General features: G+C 48.2%; 23 protein-coding genes. 12 read left to right on the top strand and 11 right to left on the bottom strand.

Annotated features, from left to right (window positions below; all coding sequences use genetic code 11):
• Positions 1-68: 68 nt before the first annotated feature.
• From KD909_RS02715 to KD909_RS02695, 5 genes are all read left to right on the top strand, one after another.
• Positions 69-1,412: a GntT/GntP/DsdX family permease gene (locus tag KD909_RS02715; RefSeq protein ID WP_211782293.1), complete on the top strand. Its 1,344-nt coding sequence runs from the start codon at positions 69-71 to the stop codon at positions 1,410-1,412.
• 16 nt (positions 1,413-1,428) lie between these two features.
• A complete protein-coding gene (gene gntK, locus KD909_RS02710) occupies positions 1,429-2,928 on the top strand; it encodes a gluconokinase (RefSeq protein WP_211782292.1) in 1,500 nt (499 codons plus the stop codon).
• Between the two features lie 119 nt (positions 2,929-3,047).
• Positions 3,048-3,329 carry a hypothetical protein gene (locus tag KD909_RS02705; RefSeq protein ID WP_211782291.1) on the top strand — a complete coding sequence of 94 codons (282 nt, stop codon included), beginning with the start codon at positions 3,048-3,050 and terminating at the stop codon, positions 3,327-3,329.
• Positions 3,330-3,343: 14 nt separating this feature from the next.
• Positions 3,344-3,817, top strand: coding sequence for a GNAT family N-acetyltransferase (locus tag KD909_RS02700; protein ID WP_249199061.1), 474 nt, complete (start codon positions 3,344-3,346; stop codon positions 3,815-3,817).
• Between the two features lie 50 nt (positions 3,818-3,867).
• Positions 3,868-4,602 carry a polysaccharide deacetylase family protein gene (locus tag KD909_RS02695; protein ID WP_211782289.1) on the top strand — a complete coding sequence of 245 codons (735 nt, stop codon included), beginning with the start codon at positions 3,868-3,870 and terminating at the stop codon, positions 4,600-4,602.
• A gap of 72 nt (positions 4,603-4,674) precedes the next feature.
• Here the strand turns inward: KD909_RS02695 and KD909_RS02690 are convergent, their stop codons facing one another.
• Together KD909_RS02690 and KD909_RS02685 are read right to left on the bottom strand one after the other, a co-directional pair.
• Positions 4,675-5,745, bottom strand: a complete 1,071-nt coding sequence (locus KD909_RS02690; protein WP_211782288.1) for a GGDEF domain-containing protein — start codon at positions 5,743-5,745, stop codon at positions 4,675-4,677.
• A 157-nt stretch (positions 5,746-5,902) separates the two neighbouring features.
• Positions 5,903-6,421, bottom strand: coding sequence for a dihydrofolate reductase family protein (locus KD909_RS02685; RefSeq protein ID WP_211782287.1), 519 nt, complete (start codon positions 6,419-6,421; stop codon positions 5,903-5,905).
• A gap of 75 nt (positions 6,422-6,496) precedes the next feature.
• Here KD909_RS02685 and KD909_RS02680 point away from each other — a divergent pair, with 75 nt between their 5' ends.
• A complete protein-coding gene (locus KD909_RS02680; protein WP_211782286.1) occupies positions 6,497-7,387 on the top strand; it encodes a helix-turn-helix transcriptional regulator in 891 nt (296 codons plus the stop codon).
• 77 nt (positions 7,388-7,464) lie between these two features.
• Positions 7,465-8,409 carry a M23 family metallopeptidase gene (locus tag KD909_RS02675; RefSeq protein WP_211782285.1) on the top strand — a complete coding sequence of 315 codons (945 nt, stop codon included), beginning with the start codon at positions 7,465-7,467 and terminating at the stop codon, positions 8,407-8,409.
• A 32-nt stretch (positions 8,410-8,441) separates the two neighbouring features.
• On the opposite strand, the gene KD909_RS02670 is transcribed toward KD909_RS02675, so the two are convergent.
• The 6 genes from KD909_RS02670 to KD909_RS02645 form a co-directional block, all read right to left on the bottom strand.
• Positions 8,442-8,840, bottom strand: coding sequence for a cytidine deaminase (locus tag KD909_RS02670; protein WP_211782284.1), 399 nt, complete (start codon positions 8,838-8,840; stop codon positions 8,442-8,444).
• 177 nt (positions 8,841-9,017) lie between these two features.
• Positions 9,018-9,854: an ABC transporter ATP-binding protein gene (locus KD909_RS02665; RefSeq protein ID WP_211782283.1), complete on the bottom strand. Its 837-nt coding sequence runs from the start codon at positions 9,852-9,854 to the stop codon at positions 9,018-9,020.
• Positions 9,855-10,886 (bottom strand): FecCD family ABC transporter permease, encoded by a 1,032-nt coding sequence (locus KD909_RS02660; RefSeq protein ID WP_031422345.1) that lies wholly within the window; start codon positions 10,884-10,886, stop codon positions 9,855-9,857. It abuts the gene before it with no gap.
• Positions 10,883-11,884 (bottom strand): FecCD family ABC transporter permease, encoded by a 1,002-nt coding sequence (locus tag KD909_RS02655; RefSeq protein WP_371744417.1) that lies wholly within the window; start codon positions 11,882-11,884, stop codon positions 10,883-10,885. Before KD909_RS02655 ends, KD909_RS02660 begins: the two co-directional genes overlap by 4 nt.
• 20 nt (positions 11,885-11,904) lie before the next feature.
• Positions 11,905-12,936: an iron-siderophore ABC transporter substrate-binding protein gene (locus KD909_RS02650; RefSeq protein ID WP_211782849.1), complete on the bottom strand. Its 1,032-nt coding sequence runs from the start codon at positions 12,934-12,936 to the stop codon at positions 11,905-11,907.
• A 155-nt stretch (positions 12,937-13,091) separates the two neighbouring features.
• Entirely contained in the window at positions 13,092-13,685 is a 594-nt protein-coding gene (locus KD909_RS02645; RefSeq protein WP_211782281.1) for an FMN-binding negative transcriptional regulator, read from the bottom strand.
• 70 nt (positions 13,686-13,755) lie between these two features.
• Between KD909_RS02645 and KD909_RS02640 the strand changes: the two genes are divergently transcribed.
• Entirely contained in the window at positions 13,756-14,421 is a 666-nt protein-coding gene (locus KD909_RS02640) for a haloacid dehalogenase type II (RefSeq protein WP_211782280.1), read from the top strand.
• Here KD909_RS02640 and KD909_RS02635 read toward each other — a convergent pair.
• Both KD909_RS02635 and KD909_RS02630 read right to left on the bottom strand, forming a co-directional pair.
• Positions 14,418-14,930, bottom strand: coding sequence for a GNAT family N-acetyltransferase (locus tag KD909_RS02635; protein ID WP_211782279.1), 513 nt, complete (start codon positions 14,928-14,930; stop codon positions 14,418-14,420). The two genes, KD909_RS02640 and KD909_RS02635, sit on opposite strands and share 4 nt — an antisense overlap.
• Positions 14,931-14,943: 13 nt before the next feature.
• Positions 14,944-15,396, bottom strand: a complete 453-nt coding sequence (locus tag KD909_RS02630; protein WP_211782278.1) for a MarR family winged helix-turn-helix transcriptional regulator — start codon at positions 15,394-15,396, stop codon at positions 14,944-14,946.
• Positions 15,397-15,511: 115 nt separating this feature from the next.
• Here KD909_RS02630 and KD909_RS02625 point away from each other — a divergent pair, with 115 nt between their 5' ends.
• Positions 15,512-15,868, top strand: coding sequence for a DUF2200 domain-containing protein (locus KD909_RS02625; RefSeq protein WP_211782277.1), 357 nt, complete (start codon positions 15,512-15,514; stop codon positions 15,866-15,868).
• Entirely contained in the window at positions 15,865-16,314 is a 450-nt protein-coding gene (locus tag KD909_RS02620) for a DUF1801 domain-containing protein (protein ID WP_159562934.1), read from the top strand. Before KD909_RS02625 ends, KD909_RS02620 begins: the two co-directional genes overlap by 4 nt.
• Before the next feature lie 18 nt (positions 16,315-16,332).
• Here the strand turns inward: KD909_RS02620 and KD909_RS02615 are convergent, their stop codons facing one another.
• On the bottom strand, positions 16,333-18,042 hold the full coding sequence (locus KD909_RS02615; RefSeq protein WP_047794860.1) for a methyl-accepting chemotaxis protein: 1,710 nt from the start codon (positions 18,040-18,042) through the stop codon (positions 16,333-16,335).
• Positions 18,043-18,238: 196 nt separating this feature from the next.
• On the opposite strand from KD909_RS02615, the gene KD909_RS02610 reads away from it, so the two are divergent.
• Positions 18,239-18,880 (top strand): TVP38/TMEM64 family protein, encoded by a 642-nt coding sequence (locus KD909_RS02610; protein ID WP_012727289.1) that lies wholly within the window; start codon positions 18,239-18,241, stop codon positions 18,878-18,880.
• A 215-nt stretch (positions 18,881-19,095) separates the two neighbouring features.
• Positions 19,096-19,716, top strand: coding sequence for a polysaccharide deacetylase family protein (locus KD909_RS02605; protein WP_235439517.1), 621 nt, complete (start codon positions 19,096-19,098; stop codon positions 19,714-19,716).
• The last annotated feature ends 66 nt before the right edge of the window (positions 19,717-19,782 follow it).

Here is a 19,782-nt window from a genome sequence, read left to right as displayed (position 1 = left end):
GGACATGGCCTTTTCCTTTGTCAGAAACTGTAAACGGTTACATATTCGGAATTTAGGGGGAATACTCAATGTCTGGCTCAACACTTATTTTGATCGCCTTAGCCGGGATCTTCTTGCTCTTATTTTTAGTCATTCGAACAAAGCTTCATGCATTCGTTTCGTTGTTACTTGTCAGTTTGATTGTCGGGGTCGCAGCTGGGATGCCACTCGGGGATGTCATTGCCTCCATCCAAAACGGGATGGGCGGAACGCTCGGCTTCGTCGCCGTCGTCGTCGGTCTTGGCGCGATGTTCGGGAAGATGCTTGAAGTATCGGGTGGCGCGGAACGTCTTGCCCAAACACTCGTCAGCAAGTTCGGTGAAGACAAGGCACAATGGGCGCTCGGGATTACCGGATTCATCGTCGCCGTCCCGGTCTTCTTTGATGTCGGCTTTATCATTCTCGTCCCAATTGTATACGGTCTCGCCAAAAAGACGGGACGCTCGCTTCTCTACTACGGTATACCACTCCTTGCGGGTCTCGCGGTCACACACAGCTTCATCCCACCGACACCTGGTCCGATCGCTGTCGCCAACTTGATTGGCGCTGACCTTGGTTGGGTCATCTTGTTCGGTGTCCTCGCTGGTATTCCAGCCATGATTTTAGCCGGTCCTGTTTTTGGGAAGTATATTGCTAAGAAGATTCATGTGACGATTCCGGATTACATGGAGTTTGAAGAAATCGACACATCGAAAGAACTGCCGAGCTTCAAAATGATCTTGTCACTCATCTTGATTCCGCTCGTGTTGATTTTAGCGAACACGCTCTCTGCGGTTCTTCTAGACGAAGGCAACGCGATTCGTGACTTCTTGACGTTCCTCGGACATCCGTTCGTCGCCTTGACGATTGCAACGCTCCTCACATTCGTCTTCCTTGGGACACGACGTGGCTACTCACGTGACGAAGTACAAGAGATCGCAACGAAAGCACTCGAGCCAGCCGGGATCATCATCCTCGTCACAGGGGCCGGTGGTGTGTTTAAACAAGTGCTCATCGACTCAGGTGTCGGTGACGTACTCGGTGAAATGATGGCCGGTTCACCACTTCCGGCGATTGTCCTCGCCTTCTTGATTGCAACGGTCGTCCGTGTCGCTCAAGGGTCGGCAACGGTGTCGATGGTCACGGCAGCCGGACTCATCACTCCGCTACTCGAAATTCAAAACATCACGGGTGCGGCACTCGGTTTGATCGTCATCGCCATCGCCTCAGGGGCGACCGTCCTCTCACACGTCAACGACTCAGGCTTCTGGCTCGTCAACCGTTACTTCGGTCTCGATGTGAAAGACACGCTCAAGTCATGGACGATTATGGAAACGATTATCGGACTCACCGGCTTCGCCGTTGTGTTCTTGATTAGCCTATTCATCATCTAAGTTAGGAAGTGATTGTGTGTTTACGATTGGGGTCGATATCGGGACGACGAGTACGAAAGCTGTCCTGTTCAACGGTCATCAACAACTGGCGGTACATAACGTGTTGTATCCGCTTCTCACGCCCGATACGGAGACGGCCGAGCAAGACCCGGTCGTCATCTACGGGGCCGTGCTTGAAGCCGTCTCGGCGGTCCGTGCCAAAGCGGACGGTCCGATTCGCTTCGCATCGTTCAGCTCGGCGATGCATAGTTTGATTGCGCTCGATGCGGCAGGACGTCCGCTCACGAACAGCATCACGTGGGCCGACAGTCGGGCGAATCCGTATACGCAAGAAATCAAACGCGATGTTGATGCGAATGCCCTCCATATGCGCACCGGTACCCCGGTCCATCCGATGGCACCGCTATCGAAATTGCGCTGGTTGAAAGCGGAACATCCTGATGTCTTTGAACAGACAGCCAAGTTCGTCTCCATCAAAGAGTATGTCTTCTATCGCTTGACGGGACGCTATGTCGTTGATCACTCGATCGCCTCGGCGACAGGACTCTTCAATTTAAAACAACGAGACTGGGACACGGAAGCACTTGATGTCGCCGGTGTGACACCAGAACGCTTGTCCGAACTCGTCCCGACGACCGAGATTTTACCGGTGACACCTGAGGTGACCGAGACGCTCGGCTGGGACTTCCCCCTCGTCATCGGGGCAAGCGACGGTGTGCTCTCAAATCTCGGTGTCGGTGCTTTCGAACAAGGTGTCGTCGCCGTGACGATTGGGACGAGCGGCGCCATCCGGACAGTCGTCTCGGAACCGGTCGAAGATCCAAAAGGTCGTATCTTTTGTTACGCGCTGACGGACAAGCATTGGGTGATCGGTGGTCCGGTCAATAACGGCGGCATCATCCTCCGCTGGCTCCGTGACGAGTTCGCAGCAAGCGAGGTCGAGACGGCGAAACGACTCGGGATCGACGCGTACGATGTGTTGACGCGAATCGCCGAGACGGTCAAACCAGGTGCGGACGGACTCTTGTTCCATCCGTATTTGATGGGTGAACGGGCTCCACTTTGGGATTCGAACGCTCGCGGTTCATTTTTCGGGCTCAGCATTCACCATAAGCGCGAACATTTCATCCGTGCCGTATTGGAAGGGGTCATCTTTAACCTCTATACGGTCATGCTCGCACTCGATGAGTTGACGGGCGCCCCGAACCGCATCCATGCGACGGGGGGCTTTGCCCAGTCGAGCCTCTGGCGTCAGATGATGGCAGACATCTTTGATACACCGGTCGTCGTGCCAGAGAGTCACGAGAGTTCATGTCTCGGGGCTGTCATGCTCGGGGAGTACGCCTTCGGGGACATCGAGGAGTTCCAAGAAGTACCACAAGTGACCCATGAGCATATACCGGACATGGAAGCGACGAGTGTGTATCGCGAACTCTTGCCGATCTACATCCGCCTGTCACGTCACCTATCTGAGGAATATGAAGCGATTTCTGCGTTTCAGCGGAAGCACGTATAATGACAAACCGAGTCCTTGAAGGGCTCGGTCTTTTTGATTTATGACAGGATTTTTTGTGATATACATGGAAAGTAAGGACGAGGTCAAACAATCATCGTATCGAAGAAGGGATTGATGGAATGGCGATTGCAATCGGATATCTCATCGCAGGTTTAGGTGCATTCGTGGCGTATTGGTTCAGTACAGGCGAAGCACGAAACACAAAATTTAGAATATGGGGAATCGCTCTTATGATTCCTATATCACCAGCCTTAGCGTTTTCCATCGGACTCTCGTACGCAATCAGTGTACAGAACGGATGGGCCGGATTGATTATGTGGTTTATTTTCCCTATCATTTTCTTGAGTGGTCTGGTGTTACTATTGATCGGTCTTTTCAAAAAAGAAAAGAAGTTGGTTTGAATGGTATGACAACCATGATTACGACAACCCGTTGCCTCATTCGACCGTTCGAAACAAGAGACATCGAATCATTTATGATCTATCGAAATGACTTGGACTGGATGAAACATCAATCCTTCAAAGGGCTCACCCGTGAGGAATATGAAAACGTCCTACTCGGTGAACAATCGTTTCTTCAAGGCACGCAACTCGCTATCATTGACAAAGCGACGGATGAATTGATTGGAGATGTCTATATCCAGCAAGAAGGTACGACCTATTGGATTGGCTACACCATCGTACCGACGCGAGCGCGTCAAGGCTATGCATTTGAAGTGATGTCGGGATTGATTCGTCACTTGACTGGTCAAGGAGCGAAAGAGTTCAAAGCCGGTGTGCATGGGACGAACACGGCATCGATCGCGCTATTGAAGAAATTGAAATTCACCTTTTTCGCGACAGAACTTGACGAACAAATTTATCGTCTCGATGTCTCGGACATATGGTAAAGTATGTATCACATGTCACTTGGTTTTGATTTGAGGGAGTTTTGAATTGAATGATGAAACGCGTTCTTTTACTCATGTCGATCTTTCTATTGATTGGGTCTTTGTCTCAGGCTGCGATCCCGGATCCGAAGGCCTATAACGACCCGAGTCTTATCTATTTGACGCTCGATGATGGACCGAACTGGAAAACGGGAAAGCTACTCGATGTCTTGAAGAAACATCAAGTGAAGGCAACCTTCTTCATCCTCGGGAAGAATATCGAAGGAAATGAGCATCTGCTTCATCGCATGATTGCGGAAGGTCACCTGATTGCCTTACACGGGATGCGGCACGAACGGGATGAATTTTATGAAACACCGTTGACGGCCGTACGTCAGATGCAGGAAGTACAGGCACTCATCTATGAAGTGACAGGCATTCATACGAACATGGCCCGGACGATTTACGGGAGCGACGCCGGCATGACACCCGCACACTGGCAGGCGATGACCGATGCCGGTTTTGAAATATGGGATTGGAACGTCGGCAGTCTCGACCATGTATATAAGAAAGACAATGCACGCGTCGAACAACGCGTATTCGACCTCCTCGAAGCGAATCGTACGGCGAATATTGCTTCCATCATTTTGGCGCACGATCACTCGATGACACCGAAAGCACTTGATACAATCATCCGCTATGCGAAAGAACGAGATTATGAATTCCGGACCTTAGAAGGTGCCCACCCGGTTCACAACTTTTCCGATGTGTGGGAACCGCATTTAAGCGAACGAGCGACCCCATGACTGCAGATCATATTAATGGTCTGCAGTTTTTATACAATCCAAAAGCGTATCGGGATGACCGACACGCTTTGTTTATCCAACTATAGTTTCCGTCACATGTGTACGATTTCTACCACTATTTTTCGCCTGATATAAACAATCATCTGCCAGACGAATCATCTCACGTAGATTCTCGCTCTTTCCGTTCGCAATCCCAATCGAAACGGATAACTGAATTTTTTGTTGATCGAGTAGCTTGAACTCATGTTTCGATATGCTGTGTCTAATCCGCTCCGCTACGTTGACCACCTCACTTTGAGAAAGCATTGGAATCAAAATACCAAATTCTTCTCCACCGATCCGTGCTTTAATGTCTTGATTCCTTGTTTCTCGGTGCAAGAGTTCTGCAAATTGTTTCAATACCTCGTCGCCGTTCGCATGACCATATTGATCGTTGATTTGTTTGAAGTGGTCAATATCTAAAATCAATACATTACATGTCGTATATTGTCCTTTGAACTTTTTCATCTGCATCTCCCATGCTCGACGGTTTGCCAGACCCGTCAAATGGTCGGTTTCCGCTGAAACTTTATACTCTCTCACACGGTGATGGATGAGATATAGATCAATATTCAGCATGGTGATCAACAATCCGATTGGGAAACTGATCATTGTAACCAACAACGCGACATCGAGAGCACGTTCTGTAAAACCGCCTCCAACAAGAATCCCCATTGCTGCAACTAAACATGTCCACACGTTCAACGTAAGACCGAATTGGAAAAGCCGCTTCTGTAGCCAGACGATTCGATATGTCAGGATCGTCCCAATCACCATCGTAAAGAGGGCAACGCATGCCAGAGTCGAATAAAAGTCGATACCGTAGCTGAATCGGTGAATCGACATGATGGTGGCTGCGATGAACAGCGGAGAGACCAAACGATAAAACCCGAGTAAAAGGAGGACTAGAAAACGAAAATCAATTTTTACCGCATTCTCAAATTCAATACTTTGCGTAATTAGAAAAATCCCGAAACATCCTGAGAGCACACCGATGATGAATTTTTGGATGTGCACATGTCTCGTATGATAGTTCATGATCTTCGAGATGAAATAGATGCCAGTAAAAGAAATACACGAATTGGCGATTAGACTCATGAACATTAGTTGGTCCCCTTCACATTTGTCATGTCACTTCCACTCTCTACATATATCCAATTTCCATCAGCAACTAACATGCTAAAGTGTAAAAATTTATACAAAATGAATATTTTTCCTTATTATGAAAAAAATCGAGCCCTTATGTGGACTCGATCCTCACTTATCGTTCATATGTCACCATCACAAATTGACCGGATGCACGTTGATTCGTCAGTCGAAGTTTCGTCTCTTTCGTGCCTTCTGGGAAGAGAGGAATCCCATCTCCTAACACGACCGGCGCAATCGCAATCTCATAGCGGTCAATCAAGTCATGCTCCATCGCCGCTTTGATGACTTCACCCCCACCGATAAGCCAAATATCTTGATTAACTTCTTGCTTTAACCGATTGATGAGTTCTTTGATCGGTTCGTCCGTGAATGTGACATGTTCGGCCTCACGGTCAGCCTGACGTGTCAAAATGTAGTTCGGGATGTCTTTGTATGGATACATTCCCTCTTCTAACTTCAACACTTCCTCGTACGTCTTCCGTCCCATGATGACAGCACCAACGGTCTTGAAAAAATCAGCATAGCCGTTGTCCCCGTCCCCCTCTACCGCGAACAACCAATCGAGTTGGTCGTTCGACCGGGCAATCTTTCCGTCTAAACTCATCGCAATATACAACACTGCATTCGGCATCATGTATTCCTCCTTGATTCGTGATATATTCAGCTTAATCAATAAACACGACAAAAGATGACGGGAATGGTAGATATGAAAAAACGACACTTGCAACTGATTCGGCTACTCAATCGCGGACGACGTTTCACGGCGGAAGAACTGGCCCAAGAGACAGGCGCCTCCATTCGGACGATTCAACGGGATATGCTCTCGCTCGAAGAACTCGGTTATCCGATTTGGAGTGTTCCTGGAACTGGGGGCGGCTATGAAATGTTGCCGAACCGCTTATTGCCACCGCTCCACCTACGCGAACAAGAAGCCGTCGCCCTTTATCTCACACTCAAATGGATGGAACACATTCCTGATGTGCCGTTCGGGGACATACGAAGTACGTTGTCTGATTGGTACGTGAACGAGTTACCACATGACGTAGAGACGAAAATTCGGCGATTGGAGCGAAACATTCTCTGGCTCGGAAACAAACAAATTCCAAAAGCGCCGTTCACAAAAGACATTTACCAGGCAATCGAGCGCAAAAACAAGATAGAGATGACGTATCGATCGACGAACGGATCACGTACGTTCCTCATCGCACCGGTCGGTATGGCACTCCTTGACTTAAAGTGGTATGTCTTCGGGCTCTCCGAACTCGGATTCCGTCAATATCGGATTGATCGCATCGAAGCGGTTCAAGTGCTCGAGGAATCGTTCGAGTCCGAGGATTTGGTGACCTTGCTTCAGGCAAGTGACGAACGAATCGGTGTGACCATTCGACTCGAACTCACCCCACTCGGTCGTCGTTTGCTTGAAGATGTATTACCCGATATCGATGAGTTGAATGAGTGGGATGTGCCTGAAGAAGAGCTGTCATTTTTGTCGAGGCAGCTGTTGAGGGCTGGAGCGGAAGTAGAGGTGAAAGCGCCGAGAGTATTGCGGGAGATGATGAAGGAGCATGCGGTTCACTTGATGCAGCGATATATGTAATTTTCTGGAGAGTATCACGAAACATTTATAGATTTTCATCCGTATAAAAATCAACACTCAACAAAGGCGGAATGCACATGCATCACGAGAACAAAAAGTTCATCCACTTATTCAAAGACGGTCAGTTCGATGACATTTATCATCAAATGACCGATTCGTGCAAATCTCATTATTCCATGGACACGTTTCATCACGAAGCGTCTTCGTTTCATCATGGAATTCGGCGCTATCGTCTAATCAATGAGATGGTGTTGAATGGGAATCGGTATGTATTGTGGTCGGATTTCCGAAAAGAAAAGTTATTGTCCGTTCAATTCAATCGCGTGAATCAGGTTGAATCCATTCAGATGACGGTCACATCCTCTTCAAAAGAGACCAATCCTTTCACGAAAAACAAATACCACCTTCCATTCAAAGAGCAGTGGTTCGTCGTCTCAGAAGGAGCGAACGTCGGGATGTATCTTCATGAACCGATTCGAAAGAAACGTGATGGCTATGACTTTTTGAAAACAAAAGATCAGCAACCTTCCAATCGCAGAAAAGTTGGGATGAATGGCTCGTATGCGTTCGGAGAACAAGTCCTGTCCCCACTAGATGGTACGGTTTATCAGGTAGTCGATGGGTTACCAGATGAACCGAATGCTGATCATCCATTCGGCAATCACGTCATCATTCAACATTCAAACGATGAATATAGCCTTCTCGCCCATCTCGAAAATGATTCGATTGGCGTGAATGTAGGCGATACGGTCAAAACAAAACAGTTGATTGGACGCTGTGGACGTTCCGGAAATACGCCTGAGCCTCGCTTGCATATGCGTGTCATGAATCACCCAGATGTGGACAGCGCGACCACTCTCCCGATTCGATGGAAAGGCCGAAAGCGACCTGTGCGGGGAAAAGTTGTCACTTCCCGCGAAGAGGATAGTTGGTCAAACGGGCTCGTAGCCCTCGATTTCTCAGAATTGCTCTTTTATATTATTCAGGCCGTTCCGAGATTATTCTTTCACTTTTTCAGATGAGAAAACCCCCCAGAAATCTGAGGGGCCCAACATCACATATCCAAATCGGTGAACGCAAGTGGGACGAGCTCTCCAAGCGTCACTTCTTTCACATCGGCGTTGCCGTTTGTAAGGAGTACTTTGAAGTCAGGATCGCCAAACTCGACCATGACTTGGCGACAGATGCTGCATGGTGGCAAGAAGTCTTCTGTGTCCCCAGACACGGCAACCGCTTCGAAGTCACCTTTTTTGTATCCTTGTGCGACCGCTGTGAAGATTGCTGTGCGCTCTGCACAGTTTGTTGCTCCGAACGAAACGTTCTCAACGTTGACGCCGTCGATGACCGTGCCGTCCTTCATGAGAAGTGCCGCACCGACGCGGAACTTCGAATATGGTGAATACGCATTGTCCTTCAATTGGCGTGCGCGCTCGATTAATTGTTGTTGGTTCATCTTAAGTCATTCCTCTCGAATATCGAATGAACTGATGCCAGTCCCCATGCCTCTCATTTTGGGCAGGATTTTTAGCATACACCCACCCCAAAGAGAAGTCAATGACTTTTTAAAAACGCTTTCATGAATAAACAAAAAAGAAGGAGCGCTCACCCCTTCTTGACTGTCTATACGCAGTTATACCAATTCAAGTTGGGCGACAGGTGCTTCTTCCGTTTCCGTCTGTACGTGATGGCGACCAATCGGAATCACGGACGGTGAACCGGATACCGGATCACACATGACCGAACAGCGAAGATTGAAGACCCGATGGATCAAATCACACGTGATGACATCTGATGGCTTTCCTTCTGCGATCAACTTCCCTTTGTCGAGCGCGAAGATATAATCCGCATAACGCGCCGACAAGTTAATGTCGTGAAGCACCATGACAATCGTCGTCCCGTACTTCCGGTTCAAGTCCGTCAACAAGTCGAGAATCTCGACCTGGTATGTGATATCGAGATATGTCGTCGGTTCGTCTAAAAAGAGGACGTCTGTCTGTTGAGCAAGTGCCATCGCAATCCAGACACGTTGGCGCTGTCCACCTGACAACTCGTCGATGGGACGGTCCGCGAACTCCGTGATATTCATCATCTCCATCGCCTCGGCGACAGCTTCGTAATCGGCTTTCGTCCAGCCCTTTAAAAAGGATTGATGCGGGTAACGACCACGACCGACGAGATCGGCGACCGTAATCCCTTCTGGTACGACTGGGGACTGTGGCAACATCCCGAGGACACGCGCTAGCTTTTTCGGTGCCATCTTCGAAATCGGCTTATCGTAAAGCGTCACTTGACCGGCACTCGGTTTGATGAGGCGTGCCATCGTCTTCAATAGCGTCGACTTCCCGCAACCGTTCGCACCGATGATGATGCTGATCTGGTTGCTCGGAATTTCAAGGCTGATATCGTTCAAAATCATCTTGTCCTCGTATCCCGAGGTGAGATGGTCCACTTTCATAATGGATGCCATTTAAAAGTCCCCTTTCTGGTTCATCCGAATCAACAAGTATAAGAGATAAGGCGCGCCGATGATGCCGGTGATGACACCGACCGGATAGCGTGCCGTGAAGGCGAATTGTCCGACGAGGTCGGCCGCGAGCACTAAGATGATGCCGACAAGCGCTGCCGGCAAGATTCCCGCGTGGCTCGTCCCGACGAGCCGTTTGGCAATCGGTCCTGCCAAGAAGGCAATAAACGCAATCGGTCCCGTCGTCGCTGTCGCGAGGGCGAGCATGAATACCGCCGCCACAATGAGTAAAAGTCGAGTTTGGTTCGTATTGATGCCTAACCCTGTCGCCGCCATTTCCCCGAGCTCGAGCATTTCGAGCTGACGAGTGAGCAACAGGACAATCGGTAAACAGATGAGAACTGTAATCATTAAAGGCGGCAACTCTTCAAGTTTCGCCCCATTTAAACTTCCTGTCAACCACCGCATCGCCATCGCGACATCGTTTTGTCGGCTGATGAGCAGTAAATAGTTGATGACGGCTGTTAGCATCGCTTGAATCCCAATCCCCACTAATACGAGACGACCAATGGAGAAAGCTGCCCCTTTGGATAGGAAATAGATGACCAACACGGTAACCAACCCACCAATGATTGATGCAATCGATATGACCGCTTCACTCGACTGAAGGACGACGATACAAAAGACGGCCGCAGCACTCGAACCGGTCGTGATCCCGATGACATTCGGATTAGCGAGCGGGTTTCGAAGCATCGTTTGGAAAATCGTTCCCGCAGCACCAAATGCTGCACCGGCAAAGACACCAGCAAGCATACGTGGTAAACGCAATACTTCAACGGCGAACGTCGCCCCTTTTACGTCTTCCCCAAGCAAGACACGGATGACATCCTGAATCGGATAAATCGTATTGCCCAACATGAGCATTAACCCGCTCAATACTACCGCTATGATGGTCAAAAGAAGCGTCATCCCGACATAACGACGGCGTCGCTTCATGCGACCTTGTCTGATTTGTTCAATCGCTGGTTGCATCATAGTCCTCTTACTTTCACTTTCATTGTCAATAGAATCAAGATCGGTGCCCCGATAAACGCCGTCACAATCCCGACCTCGAGCTCACCCGGACTTCCGAGCAAACGTCCGATGACGTCCGAGAAAGTCAAGATGATGGCGCCCGCAAAAGCGGACATCGGCATGAGATAGCGCTGATCCGGACCGAGCACGAGCCGAATCAAATGGGGTGCGAGTAGCCCGATGAAGCCAATCGGGCCGGCAAGCGCTGTCGCCGCCCCACACAGAATCACGCCTGCGAACGAGGCGGTCAACTTCAATGTCCCCGTCCGAACACCAAGACTCTTCGCCATCTCCTCCCCGAGCGCAAGTGCGTTCAAGGAAGGTGCGGTCACGACCGCAATCACGAGACCGATTAGAAGAAACGGTAAAAATGTATAAATCGAATCCAGATTTCCCGCACCGACACTCCCTACTTGCCAAAAGCGGAACTGGTCCATGACGTTCGAGCGTGGAATCATAAGAGCCATGACGAGCGACGATAATGCTGCACTTGTCGCAGCTCCCGCTAAGACGAGTTTGAGCGGGGTCGCCCCTCCTCTTCCAAGCGAACCAATGCCGAAAACGAAAATGGCCGTCAATAGCGCTCCGACGAGCGCGAACCAGATGAACGCACTCGCTGTCGAGATGTTAAAGAACGCAATGCCGATGACGACGGCGAGCGCTGCTCCCGTGTTGACCCCAAGAATGCTCGGATCGGCGATCGGGTTACGCGTCACCGACTGCATGAGCGCACCCGCCACACCAAGTGCTGCGCCACACATGAAACTAAAGATTGTCCGGATGACCCGTTCCCGGACAATGTCTGCCTCATACGACTGAACAGCCGGGCGGAATAAACCGTCCAGCAGTTCATTCCACCCGACTGTCCGTGAGCCGAAGGCAAGGGAGGCCAGAATACATAGCATCGTTAGTACGAGCGTCCCAACTAACAGGAGCGGGAAGTACTTCGGAGTATGCATCTGTTTCACCTGATGTTGCATCATTTTACTTTAGCGAGCGCGTCCGATACGCGTGAAACGTACTCATCAATCGTATATTCAATCGAGAGTGGCGTCGGTGTACCTGCCGCTGCGAGTGGTGTGTTATCTTCGATCAAGACGACCGATCCACGTTCGATGGCTGGCACTTTACTGTAGAGCGGGTCGGCTTGAAGCGCCTTTAACGTGTCTTCATTTCCATATGTGACGAAGATGTCGACGTCATTCAAAATGTCAGCGTTCTCTTTGCTGAGCTCGAGATAGAAGCTATCTGTTTTCTCTGCTTCATCTAAGATGTTTTGTGGATACTCCATCCCGAGTTCTTCGATGAAGGCACCACGTGGGTCACCCGTTGTATAGATGTAGAATTTTGAAAGGTCTTCCGCGCTCATCGAGACGAAAGCGGCTTTCTTTCCAGCAATCTCAGGAACGGCTGTCGCTTTGTCAGTGATCAACTGCTCCGTGTCTTTGATTAACTGTTCGCCTTCTTCACCAAGTCCCATTACGAGTGAGTCATAACGAACCATGTCTTGCCATGACGTGACCCAAGGTGTTTCTTGATATGCCACGACCGGTGCGATTTGGCTAAGCGTGTCATAGTCTTCTTGCGTGATGCCTGAGTAGGCGGCCAAGATGACGTCCGGGTTTGAATCTGCAATCGCTTCAAAGTCTAATCCGTCCGTGTCTTGATAGATGTTCGGGTTCTCTTCGCCAAGCGCTTTCAACTTCTCTGCCGTCCACGGGAGCATCCCGCTATCATCTTGGACACCGTAGTTTGCAGCTGAGAATCCGACCGGTACGACGTCGAGGGCAAGGGCGACGTCATGGTTCCCCCATGAAATTGTTGCGACACGTTCTGGTTTTTCTTCGATGACAGTCTCACCGAACGCATGCTCGATCGTGATGGGGTAGCCTTCTGTCGATTCTTCCGTCCCTTCATTCGTGGAAGCGTTCTCAGCTTCTTCCGAACCACAACCGGCTAAGATGAGTGCAAATGCCGATACAAAAATGAACATATGTAACCATTTCTTCATTGTCTTGTTCACGTATTTCTTCTCCTTTTCAAACTTCTCTATTTTCTCGATACTGATAATCATTATCAGTTATGAGTATAGACCTGCTCCTAAGTCATGTCAACCGCTAATCGGTAAAGAAATATGAAAAAACCTGTCGTTTTAGGACAGGTTTATTAGGACTTTCGATGTTGTCGCATGACGTCCGCGATCGGTTCATCTTGTTTTTCAAGCTCCGATACGATCCGTTCATGGTCCACGTCGTTTCGGTTTTGGCTCAACTTGAACGTCGCCTGCATATCGGTGATGTCGATCCGAAACCCGACGACGCCGTTCATTTGTCGCTTCACCGGTTCCGATAACGTCTCCCAACGTACCGCATGCTCCCGCTCCCCTTCATGCTCGTGAAGTAATCCGGCTAGTTCCTCAACCAACTCGTTCTCATTGAGAATCGTCGCACGTCCATACACGTGTACGGCTTGATAGTTCCATGTCGAGACGTCCTCATGGCCGTACCATGACGCTGACACGTAAGCGTCTGGCCCTTGAAAGATGACGAGAACGGTTTGATCTTCAATTGTTCGCCACTGAGGATTCGCTTTTGCGACATGAGTCGTCAGTTGACCGTTCACCTCATCGAATCGTAACGGGACATGTGTCGCAATCGGTTTGTCCCTGTCATGCGTCACGATTGTACCGAATGGATGGGCATGGAGAAACGCGTAAATTTCTGATCGCTCTTTGACGGAATATTGATTTGGAATATACATGCCGGACCTCCTTTCTCCTATTATATTCTGATCAAGTCGGGTATAACGACACAGAAGGAGGAATGTTTTTATGAACTCAACCATCAAAGCCATCGTCTTTGACGTATATGGCACATTATTCGACGTCCATTCGGTGAAGGATGCCTGTGAACAAGAGTTCCCTGAAAAAGGAGCTGCCATCAGCCAAATATGGCGGACGAAACAACTCGAGTATTTCTTTTGGCGCCACATGATGGGACGTTATGAAGATTTCGATACAGTGACCCGGGACGCACTCCGTTACGCATTAGCCGTGCATGACGCAACATCGACGGAGGAAATCGAACAACGTCTGATTGCATCGTATGCACACCTCACCCCGTATGAAGAGGTCGCGTCGGTCCTAAAAGAGTTGCATGACGTGAAGACCGTCATCCTCTCGAACGGGACGGACGAGATGCTTGAGGCACTGCTTCGCAACGCCGGTCTCACCGATTATTTCGATGAGGTCGTCAGCGTCGACGGCATCAAACAACCGAAACCGACGCCTGCCGCCTACATGCACTGGTTCAAGACGTCCGGTCTTCGTCGTGACGAGGTGCTCTTCTTATCGTCGAACGGATGGGACATCGCCGGGGCGAAAAACTTTGGCTTTCATGCCGCCTGGATCAATCGGAATGACTTACCATTTGAAGCATTTGATATAGAACCAGATGCCATCTATCCGAACTTGAACAACTTGTCAGAATGGCTTTAGTCCGTGAACGGCCTCATGAAAATGAGGTCGTTTTGTGCATCCTCCCCCATGAAAAAGGTGTGCACCCCCGTCTGTTCGAACCCGTTTCGTCGATAGAATCGAATCGCCCTCTCATTACGTTCCCATACGCCGAGCCACATCTTTCGCTTGTGTAGCTCCTTCGCCAGTTCAGTCGCCTGAGTAAATAACGCTTTCCCCACCCCTTGACCTTGAAACGCTTCTAATACGTAGATTCGTTCGATTTCAATCGCATCTTCGCCCATCGGTTCAGATTGAGCATCGCGTACGTTCACTTTCAAATAGCCTGCCAACTCACCTTTTACATGTGCAAAATAAAAATAAGAATCGGGATGTGCCAACTCATGCTGCAACTGCTCAGGCGCATACGCTTTTTCTAAGTAAGCGTTCAAATGTTCTTCTGTGTTGTGACGTGCGAACGTCTCCGTAAATGTCTGGATGCTAATGTGACGTAAGGCTTCTACGTCTGTCACTTTTGAGATTTCAATCATGTTCTCGCTCCTCTCAGTATTCTCGATGCTTGCCTTTCTTCACTTCGGTCCAATCTGTTTCAACATTGCTTCGTACTTTTTTCAAAAGGCGTAACAACTCCTCACTTTCTTTCTCGTCGAATCCTGATAATGCGACCGATGTAGAATATTCGTGTTCGCGAATGATGAGCGGGTACAATACCTCTCCTTTCTCAGTCACGTATAAACGTCTGATTTTCTGATTATCAAGATCTGGTCGCCTCTCAATCCATCCTTCTTGCTCCAGTTTCTTGATGGCACGTGCGGCGGTCGTCCTGTCTACCTTAATCAACTCTGCTAGCCGTTCTTGAATGATACCTGGGTGTTCAAAAATCCTAACGATGTACAAGTACTTCCCTTTTTCTAAACCGAGTGCCTTGAATTCAATGTTGCTGATTGAATCGAGGGCACGCGCAATCATCCCTATCTCTCGTAAATGGTCATGCATCATGAGACACCTCTATCTTTTTGTTGCAAACGCAACAAAATACTTTATATAAGCGTATCGTAATTTGTGAGAGAATGGAAGTAAGAATTTTCGCTAAGAAGGAGATGAATGAAAGATGGGTCACCGAATCTATACCACGAGTTTCGCGAGCGTTTATCCACTCTACGTCGCCAAAGCCGAACGCAAAGGACGGACGAAGGAAGAAGTCGACACCATCATCGAATGGTTGACCGGTTACGATGAGACCGGACTCGAACGTCAGATAGCCAATCAAGTCGATTTTGATACGTTTTTCGCTTCAGCACCTCGTCTGAATGAAGAACGCGCCCTCATCAAAGGTGTCGTCTGTGGGGTTCGTGTCGAGAACGTTGAAGAACCACTCATGCGTGAGATCCGTTATTTGGACAAACTCATCGATGAGTTGGCAAAAGGAAAGAAAATGGAGAAGATCTTACGAGGAGGCGAATCATGATGGATGTGACAGCACTCGTCGACGAGGCACGGCTCGATTCATTTATTCATCTGCTCGAGGTCATCGATGATCATTTACCTGGCGGATTTGAAAAAACGACGGACGGACATGGTGTCCATTACGTCGTTCCACTCGATCGATATCCGTCCGGGTATCATGTCACACCGGGGACGCCACTACCGTTTATCAGTGTAATCGCGCAAAAGCGCCATGTCGGACTGTATCACATGGGCATTTACGCTGACCCTGAATTACTCGCTTGGTTCGAACGGGAGTATGCGAGTCGTGTCCCGACGAAACTTGATATGGGAAAAAGCTGTATCCGTTTCAATAACGTGAAGCGAATCCCGTTTGACTTGGTCGGAGAACTCGTCGAGAAGATGACTGTCGAGGAATGGATTCAGCACTACGAAGGACAACGAAATAATAAAAAAGAGTCCGACTAATTTTCGGACTCTTTTCATTTACACAGTAAATCGATTCGTCATCTCTCGCATCTCATCCGCCATATTCGATAATTCTTGAGCGGCTGCCGTAATTTCTTCCATTGATGCCATCTGTTCTTCAGTAGCTGCTGATGTGTTCTCTGTTTCTGTGGCAGTCGATTCAGTAATTCCTTGAATCTCATTCACAGAGTTCAACACTTCTGTCGCTCCCGCCGCCATTTCTTGTACAGCACTGGACACTTCTTCTATTTGTTGCCCGACTTCTTCAATGGCCACTTTAATTTCATCAAACGCAACACCTGTCTGCCGCACGTTCGTCACACTCTGTCCCATATCACCTTCTACGACATGCATCGTTTCTACAGCATGCTTTGTTTCTGTCTGTGTATGATGAATTAGAGAGGAAATTTGTTTGGTCGCATCGGCTGATTCTTCCGCGAGTTTTCGTACTTCTGCAGCAACGACTGCGAACCCACGTCCCTGATCTCCTGCCCGCGCTGCCTCGATTGCTGCATTTAATGCAAGTAAGTTCGTTTGCTCTGCAATTCCTGAAATAGTCCCACTGATTGTACCAATCTCTTGAGAACGAGTATTAAGCTGCTCAATGACTTGTTGCAACGTCTTCACTTTTTCATTCATCGCTTCAAGCTGATGTTCAAGCGTTTCGATTAGCTCATTCCCTGATTGTACTTTGTCCAATGCCCCTTCCGATAATACAGTCATCTGTTGAGCACGGTCGGAGACTTGGTGAATGCCATTCGTCAATTCTGAAAGGGTACCATTTGAAGACTTGACCCGTTTCAACTGATGGAGTGAACCCGAAGCGATTTCTTCCATCGTCACAGCTACCATCTCTGTCGCTTTTGTCGTTTCTTCTACGTTATTTTTCAAATCGTCCGATGAAGTCGCCACACGCCCAGCAGTCGAAGTCACTCCACCAATCAACTCTCGTAAACTTTCTTTCATCTGATTGAATGACTGTGCGAGCGCTCCGATTTCATCGCGTGATGTGTATGTGCTATTGACTGTCAAATCCCCTTCACCGGCACGACTCATCAATACGTTCAATTCTTTCACCGGACCAACCACAAGGCGCGTGATGTAGACGCCTAATCCAATTGAAAGCGCAGCTCCCAAAATGACAAGACCCCAAAAGATAAACACAGCACGCTCTCGATCAGACCGCATCGTATCACTGGCCGTTTCCGCATCCACATTCAACTGATCCATAACTTCTTTCGCCGTCTCAACAAGCGCAAGTCGAATTGGTCGTAATTCTGTTCCATATTGTCGGTAAGCAGATTCATTTTCATTTCGTAATGCAGGTTGCAATACGACGTCTATGCTTTCCAAATATGCGTTCGTCTCCTCATTCAACTTTTCGATTCGACTCATTAACTCAGGATTTTCTGTCGAAATCGAATCATTAAATACTTTGAGATCGGTAGCCATACTCTCTCGACGCTCTTCAATGTTTTTTTGTAACTCTTCATTTCGAGCACTTTCGGTCGTTAACATTAGTTCTAACAAGTGACTTTCGATTGCACGATTATCGGTTCTCAACTGTCCAATGGCACGAATCGGAATCAATCTCTCTTCATATATCTTTTCTCCAGCATCAGCCATTCGCCCAATCAACATATGGCTTAACATTGAAATCATGACGAGTGTCACAACGAATAATGAAATCAATACTGTAAACTTCTTTGACATGCTTAAATTTTTCATCATCTTCCCTCCCGCTCTATTTATCGTGTCGAATTTGTGAAAAATGAAGCAATGTCTAGAAAGCATTGACCTAAGTTTCGAATCTGACTCCTCGCTTTATCTCGTTACACCTTTTGTAAGCCGGCTCGCATTTGTATTGCGTTGAGATGCAGTATACTAACATCAGATAATTACGGTTACGAAAGGAGCGGACAACTTGCCACGACCACTCAAACTCACACTCTTTCTTCTAGTGTTTGGATCTTTGTTCTATATCACCCATTTCCACTATGAATTGCGTCCGTCTGACATCCGGGACATCGTCTTGTCATTCGGATTTTGGGGGCCACTCTTCTTTATTTTCCTTTATGCCATCGGTCCGGTCGCATTTTTACCAACATCCGTGCTGTCACTCGGAGCCGGACTCGCATTCGGCGTGTGGCCAGGTGTCCTCTATATCATCATCGGCGCGACTGCTGCCGCGACGACCGGGTACGTGATGGGGCGCTTTTTCGGTCGATCGGTCATCAATGTCGACCGCTATCCATGGTCAGAGAAACTGTTCACTCAAATGGAACGTCGTGGCTTTTTATATGTATTTGTCCTCCGGCTCATCCCGCTCGTCAGTTTCGACTTACTCAGTTATGCCGGCGGAATCTCACGTGTTCGCTTCCGTGCCTTCGTACCGGCGACCGTGCTCGGCATGATTCCAGGTACGTTCGCCTACAGCTTCCTCGGGGCGAGCCTCGCCTCAGGCAGTGTCACTACGATCTTCATCGCCGCGCTCGTCTTCGTCGGCTTAATTGTCGTGACGTATATCTTCCGGGAACCGGTGAAAAAGTGGTTAGGCCTAAATTGAAAAATCGATTCTCCTATCTCACTAAAAGGCATTTGAACACACAATCCCTTTTCTTGTAAATTATATGTGGGAATAATATCCACATATACTGTTTAAAGGGGAATCACCACGTGTTTAAAAAAGTTATCGCCTGTCTTCTAGTTATTTTCATGTTATGTAGTTCGTCTGTTTCAATTTCAGCAAAAGAATTTCATTCTCGATATAATAAAGGAGAAATGGTCTATCTAACCTTCGACGATGGACCAAATCAATACACACCGAAGTTGCTCGATGTCTTAAAACGATATGATGTGAAGGCAACCTTTTTCATTTTAGGCAAGAAAATTAAAGGAAATGAAGCCATTCTCCAACGAATTGTGGACGAGGGACATACGATTGGACTACATAGTATGACTCACGATAAGAAAACATTTTATCGTTCCCCTCAAACCGCAGTAAATGAGATGAAACAAGTTCAACAATTGATTTTTGATATCACCGGCGTAAAGTCAACGACCATTCGCGTCCCTTATGGAAGTGTGCCTCATATGACTAAAGCACATCGTCAAGCGATGGAAAAGGCCGGTTTTGACATGTGGGACTGGAACGTTGATACGCTCGATTGGAAATACAAAAAGAATCAAAAAGCGATGCGCTATCAAACGATCAAACAAGTACGTGCTCACCGCGCTTACTATCAAGCATCTATCGTCTTGATGCATGATCACGCCACTTCTCCAGAATCACTCTCTTATATGCTGAGACATTTGACACGTGAGAAGTTCCTCTTTTTGACGACGGATCAAGCAAAAGAACCATATCATTTCTATAACAAATGGTATGGCACATCACATTGATTACCTCAATCGGAGCCCTGTGCTCCTTTTTTTGTTCCAAATGTGCAATCTATATTAACTTCCGTC

Origin of the sequence: Exiguobacterium sp. PFWT01, assembly GCF_018255795.1 — a bacterium.
GTDB lineage: Bacteria > Bacillota > Bacilli > Exiguobacteriales > Exiguobacteriaceae > Exiguobacterium.
The sequence above is the reverse complement of the archived record's forward strand: the minus strand, read 5'-3'. Positions and strand labels throughout refer to the sequence as shown.

Bases quoted from the DNA above. Each gene is read 5' to 3' on its own strand.
- KD909_RS02670 (WP_211782284.1), bottom strand. From the start codon at position 8,840: ATGAACCAACAACAATTAATCGAGCGCGCACGCCAATTGAAGGACAAT.
- KD909_RS02690 (WP_211782288.1), bottom strand. From the start codon at position 5,745: ATGTTCATGAGTCTAATCGCCAATTCGTGTATTTCTTTTACTGGCATC.
- KD909_RS02660 (WP_031422345.1), bottom strand. From the start codon at position 10,886: ATGATGCAACCAGCGATTGAACAAATCAGACAAGGTCGCATGAAGCGA.
- KD909_RS02630 (WP_211782278.1), bottom strand. From the start codon at position 15,396: ATGCATGACCATTTACGAGAGATAGGGATGATTGCGCGTGCCCTCGAT.
- KD909_RS02620 (WP_159562934.1), top strand. From the start codon at position 15,865: ATGATGGATGTGACAGCACTCGTCGACGAGGCACGGCTCGATTCATTT.
- KD909_RS02605 (WP_235439517.1), top strand. From the start codon at position 19,096: ATGGTCTATCTAACCTTCGACGATGGACCAAATCAATACACACCGAAG.
- KD909_RS02625 (WP_211782277.1), top strand. From the start codon at position 15,512: ATGGGTCACCGAATCTATACCACGAGTTTCGCGAGCGTTTATCCACTC.
- KD909_RS02680 (WP_211782286.1), top strand. From the start codon at position 6,497: ATGAAAAAACGACACTTGCAACTGATTCGGCTACTCAATCGCGGACGA.
- KD909_RS02640 (WP_211782280.1), top strand. From the start codon at position 13,756: ATGAACTCAACCATCAAAGCCATCGTCTTTGACGTATATGGCACATTA.
- KD909_RS02675 (WP_211782285.1), top strand. From the start codon at position 7,465: ATGCATCACGAGAACAAAAAGTTCATCCACTTATTCAAAGACGGTCAG.
- KD909_RS02615 (WP_047794860.1), bottom strand. From the start codon at position 18,042: ATGAAAAATTTAAGCATGTCAAAGAAGTTTACAGTATTGATTTCATTA.
- KD909_RS02705 (WP_211782291.1), top strand. From the start codon at position 3,048: ATGGCGATTGCAATCGGATATCTCATCGCAGGTTTAGGTGCATTCGTG.
- KD909_RS02635 (WP_211782279.1), bottom strand. From the start codon at position 14,930: ATGATTGAAATCTCAAAAGTGACAGACGTAGAAGCCTTACGTCACATT.
- KD909_RS02665 (WP_211782283.1), bottom strand. From the start codon at position 9,854: ATGGCATCCATTATGAAAGTGGACCATCTCACCTCGGGATACGAGGAC.
- KD909_RS02685 (WP_211782287.1), bottom strand. From the start codon at position 6,421: ATGCCGAATGCAGTGTTGTATATTGCGATGAGTTTAGACGGAAAGATT.
- KD909_RS02695 (WP_211782289.1), top strand. From the start codon at position 3,868: ATGATGAAACGCGTTCTTTTACTCATGTCGATCTTTCTATTGATTGGG.
- KD909_RS02715 (WP_211782293.1), top strand. From the start codon at position 69: ATGTCTGGCTCAACACTTATTTTGATCGCCTTAGCCGGGATCTTCTTG.
- KD909_RS02650 (WP_211782849.1), bottom strand. From the start codon at position 12,936: ATGAAGAAATGGTTACATATGTTCATTTTTGTATCGGCATTTGCACTC.
- KD909_RS02645 (WP_211782281.1), bottom strand. From the start codon at position 13,685: ATGTATATTCCAAATCAATATTCCGTCAAAGAGCGATCAGAAATTTAC.
- KD909_RS02700 (WP_249199061.1), top strand. From the start codon at position 3,344: ATGATTACGACAACCCGTTGCCTCATTCGACCGTTCGAAACAAGAGAC.
- KD909_RS02655 (WP_371744417.1), bottom strand. From the start codon at position 11,884: ATGCATACTCCGAAGTACTTCCCGCTCCTGTTAGTTGGGACGCTCGTA.